At 55.5% G+C, this 17,422-nt stretch carries 13 protein-coding genes; 6 read left to right on the top strand and 7 right to left on the bottom strand.

What is annotated here, in order from left to right; translation table 11 throughout:
• The first annotated feature begins 260 nt into the window (after nucleotides 1-260).
• Nucleotides 261-1,856, top strand: coding sequence for a serine/threonine-protein kinase (locus Q31a_RS03470; RefSeq protein WP_145074042.1), 1,596 nt, complete (start codon nucleotides 261-263; stop codon nucleotides 1,854-1,856).
• Nucleotides 1,857-1,918: 62 nt separating this feature from the next.
• Here Q31a_RS03470 and groL read toward each other — a convergent pair whose 3' ends face one another.
• Nucleotides 1,919-3,541, bottom strand: coding sequence for a chaperonin GroEL (groL, locus tag Q31a_RS03465; RefSeq protein ID WP_145074039.1), 1,623 nt, complete (start codon nucleotides 3,539-3,541; stop codon nucleotides 1,919-1,921).
• An 88-nt stretch (nucleotides 3,542-3,629) separates the two neighbouring features.
• Nucleotides 3,630-3,953 carry a co-chaperone GroES gene (locus Q31a_RS03460; RefSeq protein WP_145074036.1) on the bottom strand — a complete coding sequence of 108 codons (324 nt, stop codon included), beginning with the start codon at nucleotides 3,951-3,953 and terminating at the stop codon, nucleotides 3,630-3,632.
• A gap of 880 nt (nucleotides 3,954-4,833) precedes the next feature.
• On the opposite strand from Q31a_RS03460, the gene Q31a_RS03455 reads away from it, so the two are divergent.
• Together Q31a_RS03455 and Q31a_RS03450 are read left to right on the top strand one after the other, a co-directional pair.
• Nucleotides 4,834-5,532: an AIM24 family protein gene (locus Q31a_RS03455; protein ID WP_145074033.1), complete on the top strand. Its 699-nt coding sequence runs from the start codon at nucleotides 4,834-4,836 to the stop codon at nucleotides 5,530-5,532.
• Between the two features lie 8 nt (nucleotides 5,533-5,540).
• Nucleotides 5,541-5,954 (top strand): hypothetical protein, encoded by a 414-nt coding sequence (locus tag Q31a_RS03450; protein WP_145074030.1) that lies wholly within the window; start codon nucleotides 5,541-5,543, stop codon nucleotides 5,952-5,954.
• Nucleotides 5,955-6,075: 121 nt separating this feature from the next.
• Here the strand turns inward: Q31a_RS03450 and Q31a_RS03445 are convergent, their stop codons facing one another.
• Nucleotides 6,076-6,387: a hypothetical protein gene (locus tag Q31a_RS03445; protein ID WP_145074027.1), complete on the bottom strand. Its 312-nt coding sequence runs from the start codon at nucleotides 6,385-6,387 to the stop codon at nucleotides 6,076-6,078.
• Nucleotides 6,388-6,791: 404 nt separating this feature from the next.
• Here Q31a_RS03445 and Q31a_RS03440 point away from each other — a divergent pair, with 404 nt between their 5' ends.
• The 3 genes from Q31a_RS03440 to Q31a_RS03430 all read left to right on the top strand — a co-directional run bounded on the left by Q31a_RS03440 (nucleotide 6,792) and on the right by Q31a_RS03430 (nucleotide 10,908).
• Nucleotides 6,792-8,645, top strand: coding sequence for an efflux RND transporter periplasmic adaptor subunit (locus tag Q31a_RS03440; protein WP_145074024.1), 1,854 nt, complete (start codon nucleotides 6,792-6,794; stop codon nucleotides 8,643-8,645).
• A 156-nt stretch (nucleotides 8,646-8,801) separates the two neighbouring features.
• Nucleotides 8,802-9,578, top strand: a complete 777-nt coding sequence (locus Q31a_RS03435) for an ABC transporter ATP-binding protein (RefSeq protein WP_145074019.1) — start codon at nucleotides 8,802-8,804, stop codon at nucleotides 9,576-9,578.
• 4 nt (nucleotides 9,579-9,582) lie between these two features.
• Nucleotides 9,583-10,908, top strand: coding sequence for an ABC transporter permease (locus tag Q31a_RS03430; protein WP_145074016.1), 1,326 nt, complete (start codon nucleotides 9,583-9,585; stop codon nucleotides 10,906-10,908).
• A gap of 416 nt (nucleotides 10,909-11,324) precedes the next feature.
• On the opposite strand, the gene Q31a_RS03425 is transcribed toward Q31a_RS03430, so the two are convergent.
• From Q31a_RS03425 to Q31a_RS03410, 4 genes are all read right to left on the bottom strand, one after another.
• Nucleotides 11,325-12,176, bottom strand: a complete 852-nt coding sequence (locus tag Q31a_RS03425) for a hypothetical protein (RefSeq protein ID WP_145074013.1) — start codon at nucleotides 12,174-12,176, stop codon at nucleotides 11,325-11,327.
• 79 nt (nucleotides 12,177-12,255) lie between these two features.
• Complete coding sequence (locus tag Q31a_RS03420; protein ID WP_145074010.1) at nucleotides 12,256-13,452, bottom strand: Gfo/Idh/MocA family protein; 1,197 nt, start codon at nucleotides 13,450-13,452, stop codon at nucleotides 12,256-12,258.
• A gap of 98 nt (nucleotides 13,453-13,550) precedes the next feature.
• The gene (locus tag Q31a_RS03415) at nucleotides 13,551-14,669 is read right to left on the bottom strand and encodes a cellulase family glycosylhydrolase (RefSeq protein WP_145074007.1); all 1,119 of its coding nucleotides are present in this window, start codon (nucleotides 14,667-14,669) and stop codon (nucleotides 13,551-13,553) included.
• Nucleotides 14,670-14,720: 51 nt separating this feature from the next.
• A complete protein-coding gene (locus Q31a_RS03410; protein ID WP_145074004.1) occupies nucleotides 14,721-17,408 on the bottom strand; it encodes an MGH1-like glycoside hydrolase domain-containing protein in 2,688 nt (895 codons plus the stop codon).
• Nucleotides 17,409-17,422: the final 14 nt, after the last annotated feature.

Genomic DNA, 17,422 nt, shown 5'->3' with positions numbered 1-17,422 from the left:
ACCCAGTTAGCATAATAAATGGGGGACACACTATACGATGATCCGCAAAGTCGGATCTACCCCTTTCGAAGGCCGTGGAAAATGGAGCGCGAGAAACGAACATTTTGCACAACGGTCGCCTCCTACGTGCAGGCAGTGTGGGAACTTGCTGGTAGGATTTGAGGTTCAGGAACCCTACCTCGGAAGCATGCTGCAAAAGCCACTTCAACCGCAGACTTACCCTCTCACCTACTTGTTTGCCGTAAGTGTCAAGGCATTTCATGGAAAGCAGCTTCAGTCCCGATGAGCCGACGCCAGTGCCCCGGAGTGTTACCTACCGGTGCTCCTGCGGAGGGAACGTCCAAATCCAAGTGGGGGGCGAAGGAGTCTGCGAGACCTGCGGGCGTACCGTAGATCTCCGAGGCGGCGATACGACGCACACGGTATCGTTTTGCGCAGAAGTTGGAAGCGGCACCTCCTTCCATCTAGCGGATGGACCAGACCGCACCGGCGAAGTCCTGGGGCACTTTCGACTCTTAGCAAAGCTGGGCTATGGCGGCATGGGGGCCGTCTACCGCGCCCAAGACGAGTCGCTGCAGCGATTGGTGGCGGTGAAGGTCATGCGGTCGGCACAGGAGGGTGGCGAGGGCGACGGGGCAAAGCAAGTCGCCCGCCTGTTGGATGAAGCGGTTTCGCAAGCGAAATTGAACCATCCCAACGTCGTCACCATTTACTATGTCGGACGCGTCGGCGAGGAGCCCTTCCTAGCCATGGAATTGCTGCCAGGGCCTACGCTTGGGGCCCTGATTGCCAATGGTCCGCTCCCCTTTGGGGAAGTGATTCACTATGCACAGCAAGTGGTAGCCGCACTGAAACACGCCAGCGTGCATGGCCTGGTCCACGGGGACATTAAACCCAGCAATCTGATTCTGACAGGCGACAAGACCGTTAAATTAAGCGACTTTGGGCTGGCGAAAACCGAGCAGACTTCCCCCAAAAATGGCGTCAGTGGCACCTTGAGCTACATGGCGCCTGAGTTGGTCATCGGTGGCGATCCCAGCGACCAAAGCGACATGTATTCCTTGGGCGTCACCCTCTTCGAACTAAGTTTCGGACGGCGGCCCTACGCGATTGTTGGTTCGACCCTCCGCGAGCAATTGCGGAGTCAGCGCCGAGCGCAAATCGCCTTTCCCGAAAAATGGCCCAACTCCGTACCAGAGCAGTGGCGGGAGGTTATCGCGAAGCTGACCGCTCGAGAGCCCGCAGAGCGATATGCGAATTACGTCGAACTGGCGCACGTGCTGGACGATTTGGCACCGGTGGGGGTAACCAACGCGGGGCTGCTCAATCGAAGTATGGCTTATCTCGTCGATTTGGCCTTCTGGGGCCTCTTCCTATTGCTGCTAAGCCTAGCCGCGCTGTTCACCCCTCAGATCGTCGAACAGATCGAGATCCTCTCACGTCAGGATGAAACGCTTGCCTACTATATCCATCTGCTCACGCAGCGCTTGGCTCGGCTCGGACTACTAGCGCCGCTCGTGCCACTCGTCGCGACCTGGATGGAATGGCGTGGCTGGCGAACTGTTGGTCGCTATCTGTTTCAATTGCGAGTTGTCGATACGCATGGTTTATTGATACGGCCGCGAACCCGTTTGTTCCGCAGTCTCTTTCGCTATGTTCCCCTGTGGGTCAGTTCCTTCACCGTCTTTGCGATGGCATGTGGGCTGGATTTAGTGGCGGTCATTCTCGCACCGCTGGACGAGATCATTATCCTGCTCAATCTGATCCTTGTTTTGGGACCGAGCCGAATGGCCCTCCATGACCGACTGTTCAGAACCCACGTGGTACTGGATACCAAGATTGACCGCCGCCAATAAAAAACGGCACGCCGTATGGCATGCCGTTTAGGTAAGGTAGTTCTAGCACTCGTTACTGAGCCCTAGTACATGTCGTGGTCGCCGCCGTGGCCCTTGCCACCCTTGTCAGCCTTTGGCTTTTCAGCGATCAAGGCGTCACTCGTGAGCAGTAGAGTGGCTACGCTGGCTGCGTTAGCTAGTGCCGTGCGAGTTACCTTCGTGGGGTCGATTACGCCAGCCTTGACCATGTCTTCGTAGACGTCGGTCAGAGCGTTGTATCCCATGTTCCCCTTCAGTTCCGAGACCTTCTCGCAGACGATACCACCGTCTTTACCAGCATTCTCACTGATCATCGTGAGTGGAGCGCGGCACGAGCGGACGATGATGTTGTAACCAACCTTTTCGTCGTGGCTCAGGCTGTCTGCGGGAGTCAGGCTGGAGCTGGCACGCAACAGGGCGACACCACCACCAGGAAGAATACCTTCTTCCACTGCAGCGCGCGTTGCGTGCAGTGCATCTTCGACGCGTGCCTTCTTCTCTTTCATTTCGCTTTCGGTCGCAGCGCCAACGTTGACCTTGGCTACGCCACCGGCAAGTTTGGCCAGACGTTCATCGAGCTTCTCGCGATCGTAATCGCTAGTAGTGTTCTCGATTTCGCGACGAATCTGTTCGATACGTCCCTTGATGTCAGCGCTCTTGCCACCACCTTCGATGATGGTGGTGTTGTCTTTGTCGATAATGATCCGCTTGGCGCGGCCGAGCTCTGCCAAGCCGATGGACTCGAGCTTAGTGCCGAGCGCTTCGAAGATCGCTTGACCACCGGTGAGGATGGCAATGTCTTCCATCATCGCCTTGCGGCGATCGCCATAACCAGGTGCCTTAACCGCACAGATGTTGAGGGTTCCACGCAGGCGGTTGATGACCAGGGTTGCCAGGGCTTCACCGTCGACATCTTCGGCGATGATTAGCAGAGGCTTCCCTTGCTGAACAACCTTCTCAAGGACAGGTACGAGGTCCTTGATGTTGGAGATCTTCTTTTCGAAGACCAGGATGTAGGGTTCGTCGAGGACGACTTCCATGCTGCCAGCTTCGGTTACGAAGTAGGGAGATAGGTAGCCGCGATCGAACTGCATGCCTTCGACGAATTCGAGTTCTGTGTGAAGGCTCTTACCTTCGTCCACAGTTACGACGCCGTCCTTGCCTACGTTTTCCATGGCATCGGCGAGTAGATTGCCGATTTCGCGGTCGTTGTTGGCGGCGATGGTCGCCACGTCAGCCATTTCGGCCTTGTCGCGAATCTTCTTGGCCATCGAGTGCAGCTTGTCGGTGATATCCGAAACAGCCTTCTCCATACCAGTCTTCATCTGGATGGGATTGACTCCAGCGATGACGCTCTTGAGCCCTTCGTTGAAGATGGCTTCAGCCATGACAGTAGCGGTGGTTGTTCCGTCACCAGCAACGTCACTTGTCTTGCTCGCAACTTCACGCACCATGCGGGCGCCCATGTTCTCATAGACGTCCTCCAGGTCGATTTCCTTGGCGACAGTCACACCGTCCTTAGTAACGGTTGGGCTGCCGAAGCTCTTTTGAAGGATGACGTTGCGGCCCTTAGGACCGAGTGTGACCTTGACGGCGCGAGCCAATTTCGAAACACCGCGACGAATGGCTTCGCGAGCCTCTTGGTCAAAAGCAATAATCTTTGCCATTTGTATCTAATCTCCAGTGGATTGAGTATTGTCGGACGGCCGGGCAAAACGCCTCTTCATCCGCAGCTATTTTGGTGGGGTGAGTGGACTATTCGAGGACGGCTAGGACTTCGCTCTCGCCCATCAATACGTACTCGACGTCACCAATTTCGATGTTCTCACCAGCGTAGCTAGTGAAAAGTACGACGTCGCCAACTTTGACTTGCATTGCACCACGGCTACCGTCGTCCAGGAGCTTTCCGTCGCCAATACTGACTACCGTACCGCGAGTCGGCTTGTCTTTAGCGCTGTCAGGCAGGTAAATACCGCCCTCGGTGCGCTCTTGCGACTCTTCACGTTGTACGACTAGTCGATCACCCAGCGGCTGCAACTTAATCTTGGTAGCTTCTTTTTTCTTCGTAGCCGTCGCCATGAGCGGCACTCCTCCACAGTGTTGAGATGCGAGATCGTGAAAATATTTCGACTCTGCGCACGACTCCAAAGAGAGTCGTGGCAGTCAAAAAGGCACGTAAATCTGTTCACCAGCCTCCGGGAGCAAAAGGCGTGCCATTTCCCTGCGAGAAAGGTTTTTGAACAAAGTCCGCAATGCAGCCCGAGAACTACTACAAAGCAAGCGATTTCTAATGCTGGGCACAGCTCGACCCGACCGCCAGGAACGCTACTGCCAAATTGACATTGGCGTCCAGCCTGACAGCCCATTGCCCGCAAGCCCAGTTGTCAGGCTAGCTGCGAAGGCCCCCCGCGGTCCGCCTGGAGCATTACACCTCCTGCTCGCTCACCGGCGTGTTGGTTCAGGAGCAATTTTGGTAGCAGCACGGCGGGTAGCAGCCACCACGGCCCTGCAGTGGCCACCACTCCAGCGATGCTCGCACAGCGAGTTGCGATTGCAGCACGCCGGTAGGCCGTGGGTGGCGATTTTCACCAGTCGCGAAGCCTTCGAGTTCCTTTGCCGCTTCTACTGGAGGATGCTCGTGGTCCTGGCCGAGGGGAGTTGATAGAATTGGGCGGTGTCGAGGCCCGCCTCGCACTTGCGGAGGAGTCGAGCCGCTGGGCTGTGACTAGTAGAGATTCAGCGAGTTCATTTGTGATTCGCGGACCTGTCGGCGCCCTAACGGTCGCTTGAAGCAGCCAACTAAGGCAGGATGTCAGCTAGCACTGGCATGGCAGGAGCGAGGGTCCACTCGCCCGCATGTCGGCTCTGAGCCCGTTTTGGGTAGCTTAATTCGGCTGCCGCTGCTGTCCAAACTTTCCTTTTCCCCTACATTCCAAACATCAGATCGGAGATCTCGCTCATGGGACGTTTTACGATTGAGGAATTCATTCAGTCGACTGCCCAGGATGACTCGGCGCGCGAATACTTTCAGCTGGAAAGTGATCGCATGCTGGAGGTCAACCTTGACGGCATGGTCTGGATGAAAGCGGGCGCGATGGTGGCCTATGTGGGCAAGATGAAGTTCACTCGCGAAGGCTTGCTGGATCAGGGATTGGGGTCGCTGCTCAAACGAAGCGTGACCGGCGAGGGAGCTCGGCTGACCAAAGCCGAGGGAGCAGGCCGCTTGTATCTGGCCGATAGCGGGAAAACCATCCAAATCCTGCGGCTGGAAGGAGATTCCATTTATGTCAACGGCAGCGATCTGCTGGCGTTCGAGCCCACGGTGGAATGGGAAATCAAAATGATGAAGAAGCTGGCGGCCGTGGTCTCCGGCGGCTTTTTCAATGTCCGCTTGAGTGGCACCGGACTGATTGCCATCACCAGTCACTTCGAACCAATTACACTTCGCGTTCGCCCTGGACAACCGGTTCGGACCGATCCGAATGCCACCATTGCTTGGTCTGGAAATTTGCAGCCTGAATTCAAGACCGACGTGTCGCTCAAGAGCTTTTTTGGGCGCGGTAGTGGCGAGTCCATTCAAATGGAGTTTAATGGCGAGGGATTCGTAGTCGTCCAGCCGTTTGAAGAAGTCGCCATGAATCACTCCGCAGGAGGGTAGATCCCAGCATGCCCATGTTTACCAATCAACAACTTCAGTCGTATTTGGACGAAACGCTCGCCAGTGAATTAATGGTAGCAGTGGAACAGCAGCTGCGTACCGACGAAGTGCTGCGGGAGCGATTAATCGAATTGGCAGGTCGCCGCGAGGCTGGAGTGCATGGTCTCGGGGAGATCTGGCGGAGAAATAGGCTGAGTTGTCCGAGCCGTGAACAGCTGGGGAGCTTCCTGCTGGGAGCTATCGATGAGCAGCTGCAAGCCTACATCGCCTTCCATGTGGAGCGAGTGGGCTGCCGGCTGTGTGCTGCCAATCTGCAGGATCTGAAGAGCCAGCAGACCGAGCAGTCAGCATCGATGCAGACGCGCCGTCGTCGTTATTTTCAGACTTCGGCAGGCTATCTCAAGCGATCAAGCGATGGGTAGCCGGCCTGACGGGGGGGCATGTCTGGCAGCGAAATTTGCGTGCTGGCTGCAGGCCGCCGATTGCTCAGTCGCGGGGCAGGGCCGCCGCTCCGCTCTGATGCAGGCGTAGCCATAGCCCCCTTCACAGCATCGCCTCCAGCTTAGACAGGGCGGCCATCAGCTGCTGCCAGTGCATCACCAGTTCGAAGGTGTCCATCTCCTGGCTATCCTCGTGATCGAAACCAACTTCGTTCACAAGAATCGAGTTCCCAAGCACAATCAGCCCCTTGATCACGGCCGTCTCGCTTTTCTGCTCTGGCGACAGTTCGTGATCGTCGTAGACCGGGACGACCTGTTGCATGGCTCGGTGGACGATCCACAGTGCAGCTTTTTCACCATCGTCGGCAGAGATTACGGTTCGAATGTTTCCGCTTTGAACGTAAAACTTGGCCATGGTTTCTTCCTTGTGAGTGGCGGCAGCCGAAGGTCAATGCGACTGGTTCGGAGAGGTACCTAGACGGCGTGGAGGGGGGGGGAATGATGGTTCCGCTCCGCTTCGGTACTCCATTTATCGCAAGGCCCAGGACAACTTTGGTCCCTCTCCCCACAAATTCGAAACTTTTCTGCGGTTGAGTAGTTAAACAAACAGTAAGGGTCTGTCGAAGGACTCGGATGCTATCCAGTTAAGCGAGTCATTCGACCGTAAAACTGGTAGAAACCACGAAATTGCCACCTTCCTTTCGATCGTTTTGCAGGAAACGGTTTCGCTGCCGAATGTGCCAAGTAGAATAGGCACTTGACAGAACCCCTTCGACTTTCTCCAGCCTTCAGCCCGCCAGAATTACTTAGGAGCAACCGATGACTTTGCAGTCTCGCCTATCTCGCCCCGCAACCCGCTCAAAACGCAAGTCATCGCGTTCAGGCAATGCTCTGCTTATCGCCCTAGTAATCCTTGGCATGATCGCGGGAGGTGGTTACGCCTGGTGGCATTTCGGCATGCAGCCCGGGAAGGGTGCTGGCGACGATATTCTGACTACTTTCGTTACATCGGGCCCTTTCGACCATATTGTCTTGGAGCAGGGCGAGGTTGAGAGTAGTAGCAATATCGATGTGATTTGCGAAGTGAAAGCACGAGGCACCAGCGGCACACCTATCCTCTGGGTCATCGACGAAGGGACGTACGTGAAGACGGGGGACAAGCTGGTAGAGCTTGATTCTTCCGCACTGGAGAACGAACTGAAAACTCAGCGGATCGCTGTTTCGAGTGCTGAGGCGCTGGTGATCAGCTCCGAAGCGACGGTCCGTACAGCGGAAATCGCGTTGCAAGAGTACATCCGCGGAACCTACCTGCAGGAACGCAAGGCCATCCTCAGTGAGACGGCCGTTGCACAACAGGAATTGCGAAAAGCAGAGCTAAGCCTGGCCAGCGCCCAGCGGATGGGAGCCAAGGGCATGGTGAAGGGGCTGCAGATCGAATCGGAAGAGTTTTCCGTGCTCAACGCTCGAAACGTACTGGAAGCTTCCGAAGCCAAGCTAATGGTTTTGGACGAGCTGACCATGGAGAAGAATAAAGTTCAGTTCGAAAGTGACATCGAAGCAGCGAAGGCCAACCTGCGGTCCGACTACAACGTTTTGTCAGAAGAGCAAGACAAGCTGAAGGAGCTGGAAGAGCAAATGGCGCTGTGTGTGATTCTCTCGCCCGCCGAAGGGGTCGTCGTCCACAACAACTCCTTCAGCAGTCGCGGGGGCTCCGAGTTTGTTGTCGAAGAGGGAGCTTCGGTTCGGGAACGCCAAACCATCATCAAACTTCCCGATCCGTCCAAGATGCAGGTGAAGGCAAAGATCAATGAATCACGCATCACGCTAGTTGCCGAGGGGATGGCAGCGAAGGTGAAAGTGAGTGCCGTTCCCAACGAAATGCTGGCACGAGTCAAACGCGTCAACAAGTATGCGGAGCCCGGTAGCTGGTTTTCTTCTTCGGTGAAGGAGTATGCCACTTACATTGAGATCCTCAATCCACCGGAAGGAATCCGAACCGGTATGACCGCCGAAGTGCGGATTTTCGTCGAACAATTGCCTTCAGCGCTGCAGATTCCCGTGCATGGTATCTACGAGTACAAGGGGCATCACTTCTGCCTCGCTCGTGAAGGCAAGGGTTGGAAGACCGTGGAGATCCAAATTGGTGCAACGAATGACAAGATGGTCACGATCGCCGATGGTCTCGAGGAGGGTGCTGAGATTGCTCTCAATCCCCGTCAATTCCTCGATCTGCTGGAGCTGCCCGATGTTGAGGAAATCACCGACCGCGATAAGTTGCTAGAGATTGGGGCTAATGCCGCTGAGCCGACTGCACCAGGTGCAGAGGATGCAGCTGGAGAAGGTCGCGCACCAGGCGGAGGCGGTGGCGGAGCGCCCGATCCCTCAGCCATCGCTGACCGAATTTTCTCAGCGGGTGATACCGATGGTGATGGCAAAATTGCCGGTACCGAAGTCGAGGCATTGGACGCTCGCACGAAGGATCGTTTTGCCGAGTATGATGCCGACGGCAACGGAGAGCTTACCAAGGCCGAAGTTACCGAGGCCATGAAGAAACGAATGAAAGCCGGTGGTGGTGGCGGACCAGGTGGTGGCGGTGGACCAGGTGGCGGGCAAGGCGGTGGCGGTGGGCCTCGCGGTGGCGGCCCTGGTGGTGGCGGCCCTCGTGGAGGTTAAGTGGAGTCGATAGCGTCAAACGCCAGCTGGAGACGGACCAAGTCCGCCACGCTGCGTCCAGGCCTTCCACAACTTCGATTTACCGCATGTGCCCTTACCGCACGCTGCCCTAGACTCCCCCCACGCGCATCCCGCGTCCTCTATGCTGCAAAAACTATGAATGCTTGTTCAATCCGCGACTTGACCAAAGAGTATGTTCTCAAGAGTGAGACGGTCCGCGCATTGCGGGGTGTCTCCTTTGATGTGCCCGAAGGGGACTACGTGGCCATCATGGGGCCCTCGGGTTCCGGGAAAAGCACGCTGCTCAATCTGCTCGGTTGCCTCGACCTGCCCAGCTCGGGAGAGCTGTTGCTAGGGACCGACAATGTGGCCACCATGACTGACGATCAGCTCGCAGAAATCCGCTCGCGTCGCATCGGGTTTGTGTTTCAATCGTACAATTTGATCCAGCAATTGACCGTTGTGGAGAACATTCAAGTTCCCCTCTACTACCAAGGCAAGCTGGGGCCTAAGGAACGCAAACGCTGTATTGATCTGGCGCAACGCGTCGGTCTCGAGGATCGCTTAGGACACCGCCCCATGCAGCTTTCCGGCGGTCAACAGCAGCGCGTGGCAATTGCGCGCAGCTTGGTCAACGATCCGTATTTCATCCTAGCCGACGAAGCGACAGGCAACTTGGACTCCAAAACGACGGCTGAGATCCTCGCGCTGTTTGATCAACTCAACAGTGAAGGTCGAACGATCATTATGGTGACTCACGAAGATGAAGTAGCGGAACGGGCAAAACGCATCGTGCGTTTGAGGGATGGTTTGTTGCAGTCGGATGAGCAGAACTCCATGGAGTCGCGCAAGGAGGCTGCAGCCAGAGGATTAGAGTTAATTCCTCCTGAAGCGCGTGGTTCGTTGAACGACTCTCTCGAAGTGAAGGCCTGATTTCATGCTTTGGTTACGCACCCTAAATTTAGGTATCAAGAGTCTTTGGCTTCACCCACTGCGTTCCTTGCTGACGGTCTTAGGGATCTTCATCGGAGTGGCCAGCGTTATTTGGCTGCTGGCAATCAGTGAAGGGATTAGCCTGGAAGCTAGGCGGCAAATCGAGAGTCTGGGCGCAGACACGATCATGATCCGCTCGGTCAAGCCCTCGGCAGAAAAGCTGAGTACCAATTCTGGCGTCACGCCCTACGGGCTGACCCGCGAAGAATACGACATGCTGCTGGCCACGGTACCGACGATTAAAAGCGCCATTCCCATTCGCGAGATTCGCCGACAGTTCCAATACCGCGACCGCATGATCGAGGGACGCTTAGTTGGCTGCACTCCAGAATACGCGGAAGTCACTCGGTTGGAAGTTGCTCAAGGGCACTTCATCTCGGATGCGGAAAACTTCCTGCGTGAAACCAATTGCGTACTCGCCTCACGAGTCGCAGATCGACTGTTCCCCTACGAGGATCCACTTGGAAAACGCGTCTACATTCCAGAGCACAAAGACTACTACAATGTCGTAGGCGTCCTAAAACACCGCAATGCATCGGCCGCTGTCGGTGGATCGTTGGATTCGCAGGACTTCTCCAATGACATCTACATTCCGATCAAGACGCTGCAACAGCGCATCGGAGATACCGTCGTACGACGAAGCGGCGGGTCGTTCGAAGGCGAAATGCTGGAGTTGAATCAAATTACCGTTCGCGTCGGTAGCACGTCCGAAGTCGAGAGCACTGCCGAAGTAATCAAGGATGCACTCAAAAGTCACGACAATTTGGAAGACGTTGTGATCGCAGTCCCACTGGAACTGCTGAAACAGGCCGAGACCACTCGCCTCATGTTCATGGTCCTGATGGGACTGGTCGCAGCCATTTCGTTGATGGTAGGCGGTATTGGGATTATGAATATCATGCTGGCGACCGTAACGGAACGGACGCGCGAGATTGGAATTCGCCGCGCCCTGGGAGCCAAGCAGAAGGATATCGTCAGCCAGTTTCTGGTCGAGGCTGCAGTGCTGAGCGTCGTTGGTGGGATCACTGGCATTTTGGCCGGTCTATTCTGCAAACCAGCTATCATCTTTGCTCGCTGGCTGTTTGCCCGCAACTACCCTGACACAATGGCGATTTTGCCAGAGATCGTCAGGACGGTAACGCCCGAAATTGTCCCTGCTTCGATCCCTATCGCCTTTGGAATTTCTCTGGTGGTGGGAGTTGTCTTCGGGTTGTTCCCTGCAATTCGTGCAGCACAAATGAATCCTATCGAAGCGCTTCGACACGAGTAGAAGATTTGGCTTCTTTCTGCGATCAGGTGCGCCATGCAGGGCGCACCGAACGCGAGAATACCGGAGGGGCCAGCTGCCATGCCCCCTCCATCTCCTATCTTTCTTCGCGTGCTTCGAATCTTTCACGGTTGCCATACCGCTGCCGTAGCGGCTCCTGCATCTACAGCAAAGAGCGACCACGCCCGCCCTCAAGAGTCGCCCGAACGGATTGCTGGCGCAGGCAGCACCCCAATCGGTTCAGCCAGCCAGAGGTACGTATCGCGGCAATCCACGCAATGCCCCTGCACCATGGGGATACAGCTAGCAGGGAATTGCTCGAAGCAGGCGAAAGGGGGGATGCCACGCATGGCATCCAATGTGAGATGGGGCAGCGATAGCGAACAGGTGGGAGCACTTTGAATTGGGAGAAGGCAGGGCTATGGGGCGGGGGCAAGAGACGACACTTGCCTCCAGAACAAGTCTAGATGGTGTAAATGCTGCATGTGTGCCTGAGCACTCACGCCTTCAAAGCCCAGCACTAGGAAGCCCCCCTTGGCTGCACGGCTCGTTTGGTGAAACTCCTCGATCGAAAGACTTTCGTCAGCAGTGCGAGCCATGCCAAGAGAGCGCAGCAAGTAATCTGCCGTCTCGGTCGTGCTTGCATAAGGGGTCGGTTGGGCGGAATGCGACAAAACAAATCGCTTTCTATCGGAGACTGCCAAGGAAGCAAACTCGAGAAAGCCTTGCATATTCGCCTCATCCACCAGCCGCTCCGAGACATCCTCTTGCAACCCTGCATAGATGGAATCGGCCGTCGTGATTGAATCGATCCGCGCCATATTTTCTGGAGTCTTGAGAATCTCTCGGACCGCCCCATAACCAGCACTGAAGGAAGAGACGGCGATCCGCGACCATTCCCCCTGCGAAGCGGGCTGCACTCCCACGGCCATGGCTCGAGCCTGCGACAGTATCCGGTCGAATAGCTTGTGATCTTCAGCAAACGGTTTTGAATAAGCGGTCGATAACCCTGGAAAATTCACGACAGCCAGGATGCACTTCAACTCGCTTCGCTCAAAAACTTCTCGGACAGCCTCAGGTGAGCCATGGAAATGGATGAGCAATGTTGCCGGATCAGCATCAGCGGGATGCATGACGGTCATTGCCCCGTTTGCAATCGAAGCTGCTGCCGACACTCGAAGCTCGTCGGCGTCCACTTTGGACACTCCAGCCATACTCAGCACAACTGCGACAGCTGAGAGAAGCACGCAATTCAAATCAGGCTTCAACATTACATTTTCCTTTGCGAGCCCTGGGGGACGCGAAGCACTGGACCGCCAGGAAGAAGATCGCTGCCAGTTCGGCAGACGACTATAGAAGAGAGAGTGGATTCCGTCGTTCGCGAAGTGGAAAATCAACCGTCGCACCTCCTTGGCAGTGCGACTCAAAGACACCGCAGATGGCTTCAACGGCAACCGCTCCAGCGCGCGCGTCGCACAAAGGTTGGCGATCCGTATCGCATGATTCGATAAGATCTTGCACGCCAAGCACATGGTTGTACACCTGCGAAACGAGACCTTGGTTGTCTTCTGGCACGTCGAGTCCCGCCGTGGTGATTGGCAACCAAGTCCGGGCCTCGCTTGAATGCAGAAATGGATTGCCAGGTGTGAAATGCGCTACAGGATTTTGATCGATGTGTAGGGTCACGACTCCCTGGCTGCCAATGAGCTGCATGCAGTAACCGGTTCCGTTGGTACCATCGTTGGCGATCGAATCGTAGTAGCAGACAATTCCCTTGGCCGTTTCGAACCTAGCGTGAACTTCGTTCGCCGCCAATGGCCCCAATCCCTCAGCACCAGGTTTGACATCCACCGATGTAATGCGTCGCCCATCCTGGAGCATGATTGCCGAGCATGACTTAGGAGCTCCGGCAAAATATTCCATGAGATTGATAACGTGCCCGCCGAGGACCCAAAGATCCTCACCACCGCCACGTCGATCGCCTTTCCCGCGGCCACGAATCTCGAGCAGCTTTCCCAATTGACCGGAAGCAATCAGGTGGTCGATCTGCTTCAAGGTCGGATGGTAGCGATTGCGATGCGCCACGGCAATTTTGGCGTGATGCTGCTGGCAGGCAGCCAGCAGGGAATCCGCTTCCGCCGGCGTGCGACAGAAGGGCTTTTCGATGTACAGCCCCCGTGCGCCAGCTTCCAAAGCGGCCAACGCCATTTCCTGATGTTGGTCAGCATGACGAGGGCAAATGGAAACAAACTCAGGGCGAGTCTCTGTCAACATTTTGCCGTAGTCGGTGTAACCGCATTGAACTCCCAGCTTCACAAGCTCTTTTGCCAAGCCGGCCTCATTGCCGTCGGCAACTCCAACGATTTCAGCTTCAGGAATTTTCAACCACACCGTGTCCAGGCCGTGCCCAAAATCTCCACGCCCGGTGTGACCGATAATCGCCACCCGTCGCTTTGCCTGGGATTCCTGGGCGGAGAGCTTAGCTCCCGTCACGATGCCTGCCGCGACCAACGAAGATGACCTATGGAGAAAGGAACGACGTTTCATGGGAAGGGTCCACTACTTGCGCGGGATACGAACCAGGTGGGTTCATCGGTAGGAAAAAGCAATATGCGAAACTGTTGGTAAATCCTCGAAGCGAGAGACTACTCCTCCCCCAGGATTGCTGCACGTTTTGCCTGAAACAACTCGAGCCAGGCTAGCGTCATCGCTGCAGGCAGCGTCTTGGCCGAACGCAATTCTTCTAGGGACGTCCCCCAGTAGAAGCCGATCCAACCAGTTGCCGGCCCGCGTGACCGATCGATGAACTCCCCCAACTCCGCCGCACTACACTTGAGTGGAAAGAGTTCTTCGATGACCACAGGTTTGCCAACATCGGCAAAACCTTGCAAGGTCTCTAAAGCCTCTTCCAACTTGCCGGCCTCTGGATAGAGATGAACAGCAATGAAATCGAGCGATTGCGTCACCGCCGCAGGGGCAAATCCCGAGGTCATGCCGGGACGGTCGAGACTCCAGGGAACGAGTCCAACAGTAATCAAATGTCGCGCGTCATGCTTGCGAATTGCCGCAACCAGCAAATCGATCCACTCCTTTGCTACTGCGGAGCGTTCGCGTGCTTGGCGATCAATTGCGACATATTGTACAAAGTGTTTGCCGCCAAAGGCTGGTCCTAGCCAATCTTCGCGGGGCTTATCCCCTCCAGCCACCACAGGCTCGTTCATCAGGTCGTAACAAAATATCGCAGAGCTTGATGCGCAAGCCTTCGCAACGGCCTCCCAGAACACGGCTTGAGCCTTCCAACGCTGGGGTTCACTCAACGGATCGTACCAGGCCGGGACATCCTGCTTGTGATAGCACCCCAGTCCAGTCAGATCGATATACAACTCGGTTTCTTCCGCCAGCATGACGACTCTTTCCAACTGTTCGAGCGCCTGAGTGCGAGCAGTATTGGGGCCCTCCATGAACTTTCCGAATTGCAAATGGATGCGAACGGTATTGGCCCCCAGCGCTTTCATCTCCCGGAAAGCCGATTCGACGAGCGGCCAGTCTTGCTGCCAATAGTCCTCCAGCAAGCGGCCATCGCGGTCATGGTCGTAATTGAACCCCCAGGGAGAAAACGATGTGCCAGACTCCAAACCTTCGAAACCGAGTCCATCCTCGGATATGACGATCCACTCCAACTCGCTGGCAGGGCAAGGGATAAGCACGGCCAAGCTCCAGGCCAGCACGAACCACCGGGATGCCCACAACGCGGATGTTCGCATACTTAAGCTCCTAGCCCGAATGAGTGTTCTTTACGACATGCATTGGCCGAGCTAAACGACGGAATCGCTGGCCTGTTCCCGCAGCAGAGAAGCGACCAATGCCGTCCAGCCGGTTTGATGACTGGCGCCTAAGCCACGCCCATTATCGCCATGGAAGTATTCATAGAATAGCACTAGCTCGTTCCAATTGGAATTCTCCGCGTATCTCGATTCCTCACCATGGCAAGGCCGTCTTCCGCCCTCCTCAGGAAGAAAGATCTTGATCAAGCGCGACTGAATCGCATCCGCGACCTGCGCGAGGTTGCAGACATTCCCCGATCCGGTAGGGCATTCGAGTGTAAAGGTATCGCCGTAGAACTGATGGTACTTTCTCAGAGATTCAACCAACAAATAGTTGATAGGAAACCAAATGGGCCCGCGCCAATTGCTGTTTCCACCAAACATATAGGAATCGCTCTCACCGGGTACGTAGCGAACCACTTCGTGTGCACCATGGCATTCGAAGATGTACGGTTCCCCTTCATGCTTAGCGGACATTGAGCGAATTCCGTATGGCGACAGAAACTCGCTTTCATCCAACATCGTTTGCAGCAATCGCTTCAATCGCTCGGTGCTGGGCAGCGCCAACAGTCGCAAGCCCTGGACATACTCCTTACCGTCCGGCGACTCGACAGTAAGCTGATTGATGCTCTGAGCAAGCTCAGCACGGTTTTTTAAGAACCATTCCGTACGACGCTTGAAACCAGGTAGTCGATCAATCTTCTTCTGATCGAGGATCACGGGCGTGCACAGCGGAATCAAGCCCACGAGCGAGCGAACTTTTAGCGGAATTGATTGCCCGTCAATCTGCAAGTGATCGTAGTAGAATCCATCCTCTTCATCCCACAGTCCGGTACCGTGTAAATCATTGGTGGCATCAGCAATTTCCATATAGTGTTCTAGAAATTTGCTCGCCATGTCGGCGTAGGCAATACTGTCTTCGCCCAATTCAATGGCCATTTGCAACATATTGCCACAAAAGAAAGCCATCCAAGCAGTAGCATCTGCTTGATTCAAAAAACCGCCTGTAGGCAACGGCTTGCTGCGATCGAACACCCCAATATTATCCAGCCCCAGGAAGCCGCCGCTGAAAATATTATGCCCGTCGGGATCTTTGCGATTCACCCACCAAGTAAAGTTCAGCAACAACTTTTGAAACACTCGAGCCAGAAATGCCTTGTCGGGTTTACCCGCCCGGCAACTTGCCTGATAGACATTCCAACATGCCCAGGCATGCACCGGAGGGTTCACGTCGCTCAAGGCCCATTCGTAGGCAGGCAAGGCCCCGTTGGGGTGCATGTACCACTCCCGCAGGAACAGGATCAGCTGCGATTTGGCGAACTCTAAATCCACTTCCGCCATGGGCAACATGTGGAACGCGAGATCCCAAGCAGCATACCAGGGGTATTCCCATTTATCGGGCATGCTGATCACATCGCGATTGTGCAGATGCGGCCAATCATGGTTGCGGCCAAGTCGGCGAGAATCGGTGTTCACCTCATAGTTATCGTCCCCTTTCAACCAAGCATCGATCACGTAGTTGTAGAATTGCTTGGTCCACAGCAAGCCAGCATAGGCCTGCCGGGCGACTTGCTGCTCGGCTCGATTCAGCTGATCGCTGATCCTGGACTGATAGTAGGCATTCGCCTCTTCACGGCGAGCATTGAAGACTTGCTCAAAACCAGCACCGAACCATTCCTGCGGCGTTTCTTCGGCAGAACTCATCCGCGCACGGATCACGACGGACTCACCAGGAGCAAGTTCGTGGATCGTATGCGAGGCGACCTTGGTACCGCGTTGCTTGGCATTCAACACCGAAGGTTCTCCATCGACGACGTGCCGATGAATAGCATCCTTGAAAAAGCCACTGGTCGTCGGGACATCGGGGTGGAGGTCTGGATTGGTCTCATTGTCGGTGAAGAGATAGTTCGGAGAACCACCATCGGAACTTACGTCCGCAGCCATCCGCCAAGCCCCTAACGTCATGTGATTCGCACGCACGACACCGTCCTGCAACTGCATCGTCGGTTTAGGGGTACACCCTTCGTGCGTGCATTCCCACGTCCAGGTATTGCGAAACCACCACTGAGGAAGCACATGAAGTGTGGCAACCTCGGGGCTGCGATTGGTGATTGTTGCTCGAATCAAGATGTCATTCGGGCTCCCCTTGGCGTATTCAATCTGACAATCGAAATACCGCTCATCCGCAAACGCGCCGCTATCCTCCAGTTCGTACTCCAAGTCATGTCGCGAGCGTTTGCGACTCTCTTCCAGTAGTCCTAAATAGGGGAATTCTGCTTGGGGATACTTGTAGAGCGCTTTCATGTAGGAGTGGGTGGGCGTGCTATCAAGATAGTAATAACACTCCTTTACATCTTCACCATGGTTGCCCTCGGGCCCCGTCAAACCAAAGAATCGCTCTTTGAGAATGGGGTCCTTTCCATTCCAGAACGCGAACGAGAAGCAGAGGCGGCACTGGCGATCGCAGATTCCTAGCAATCCATCTTCACCCCACCGGTAAGCTCGGCTGCGCGCATGGTCATGGGGAAAGTAGCTCCACGCATCCTGGTTCGCCGAGTAATCCTCGCGAACAGTGCCCCATTGCCGCTCAGAAAGATAAGGCCCCCAACGCTGCCAATTCACTTCCCATCCATGCGCCGATTCCAGTCGCTGCTGCTCTTCCAATTGCGTCTTGGGCATGCTGTACTTTCTGC

Origin of the sequence: Aureliella helgolandensis, assembly GCF_007752135.1 — a bacterium.
GTDB lineage: Bacteria > Planctomycetota > Planctomycetia > Pirellulales > Pirellulaceae > Aureliella > Aureliella helgolandensis.
The sequence above is the reverse complement of the archived record's forward strand: the minus strand, read 5'-3'. Positions and strand labels throughout refer to the sequence as shown.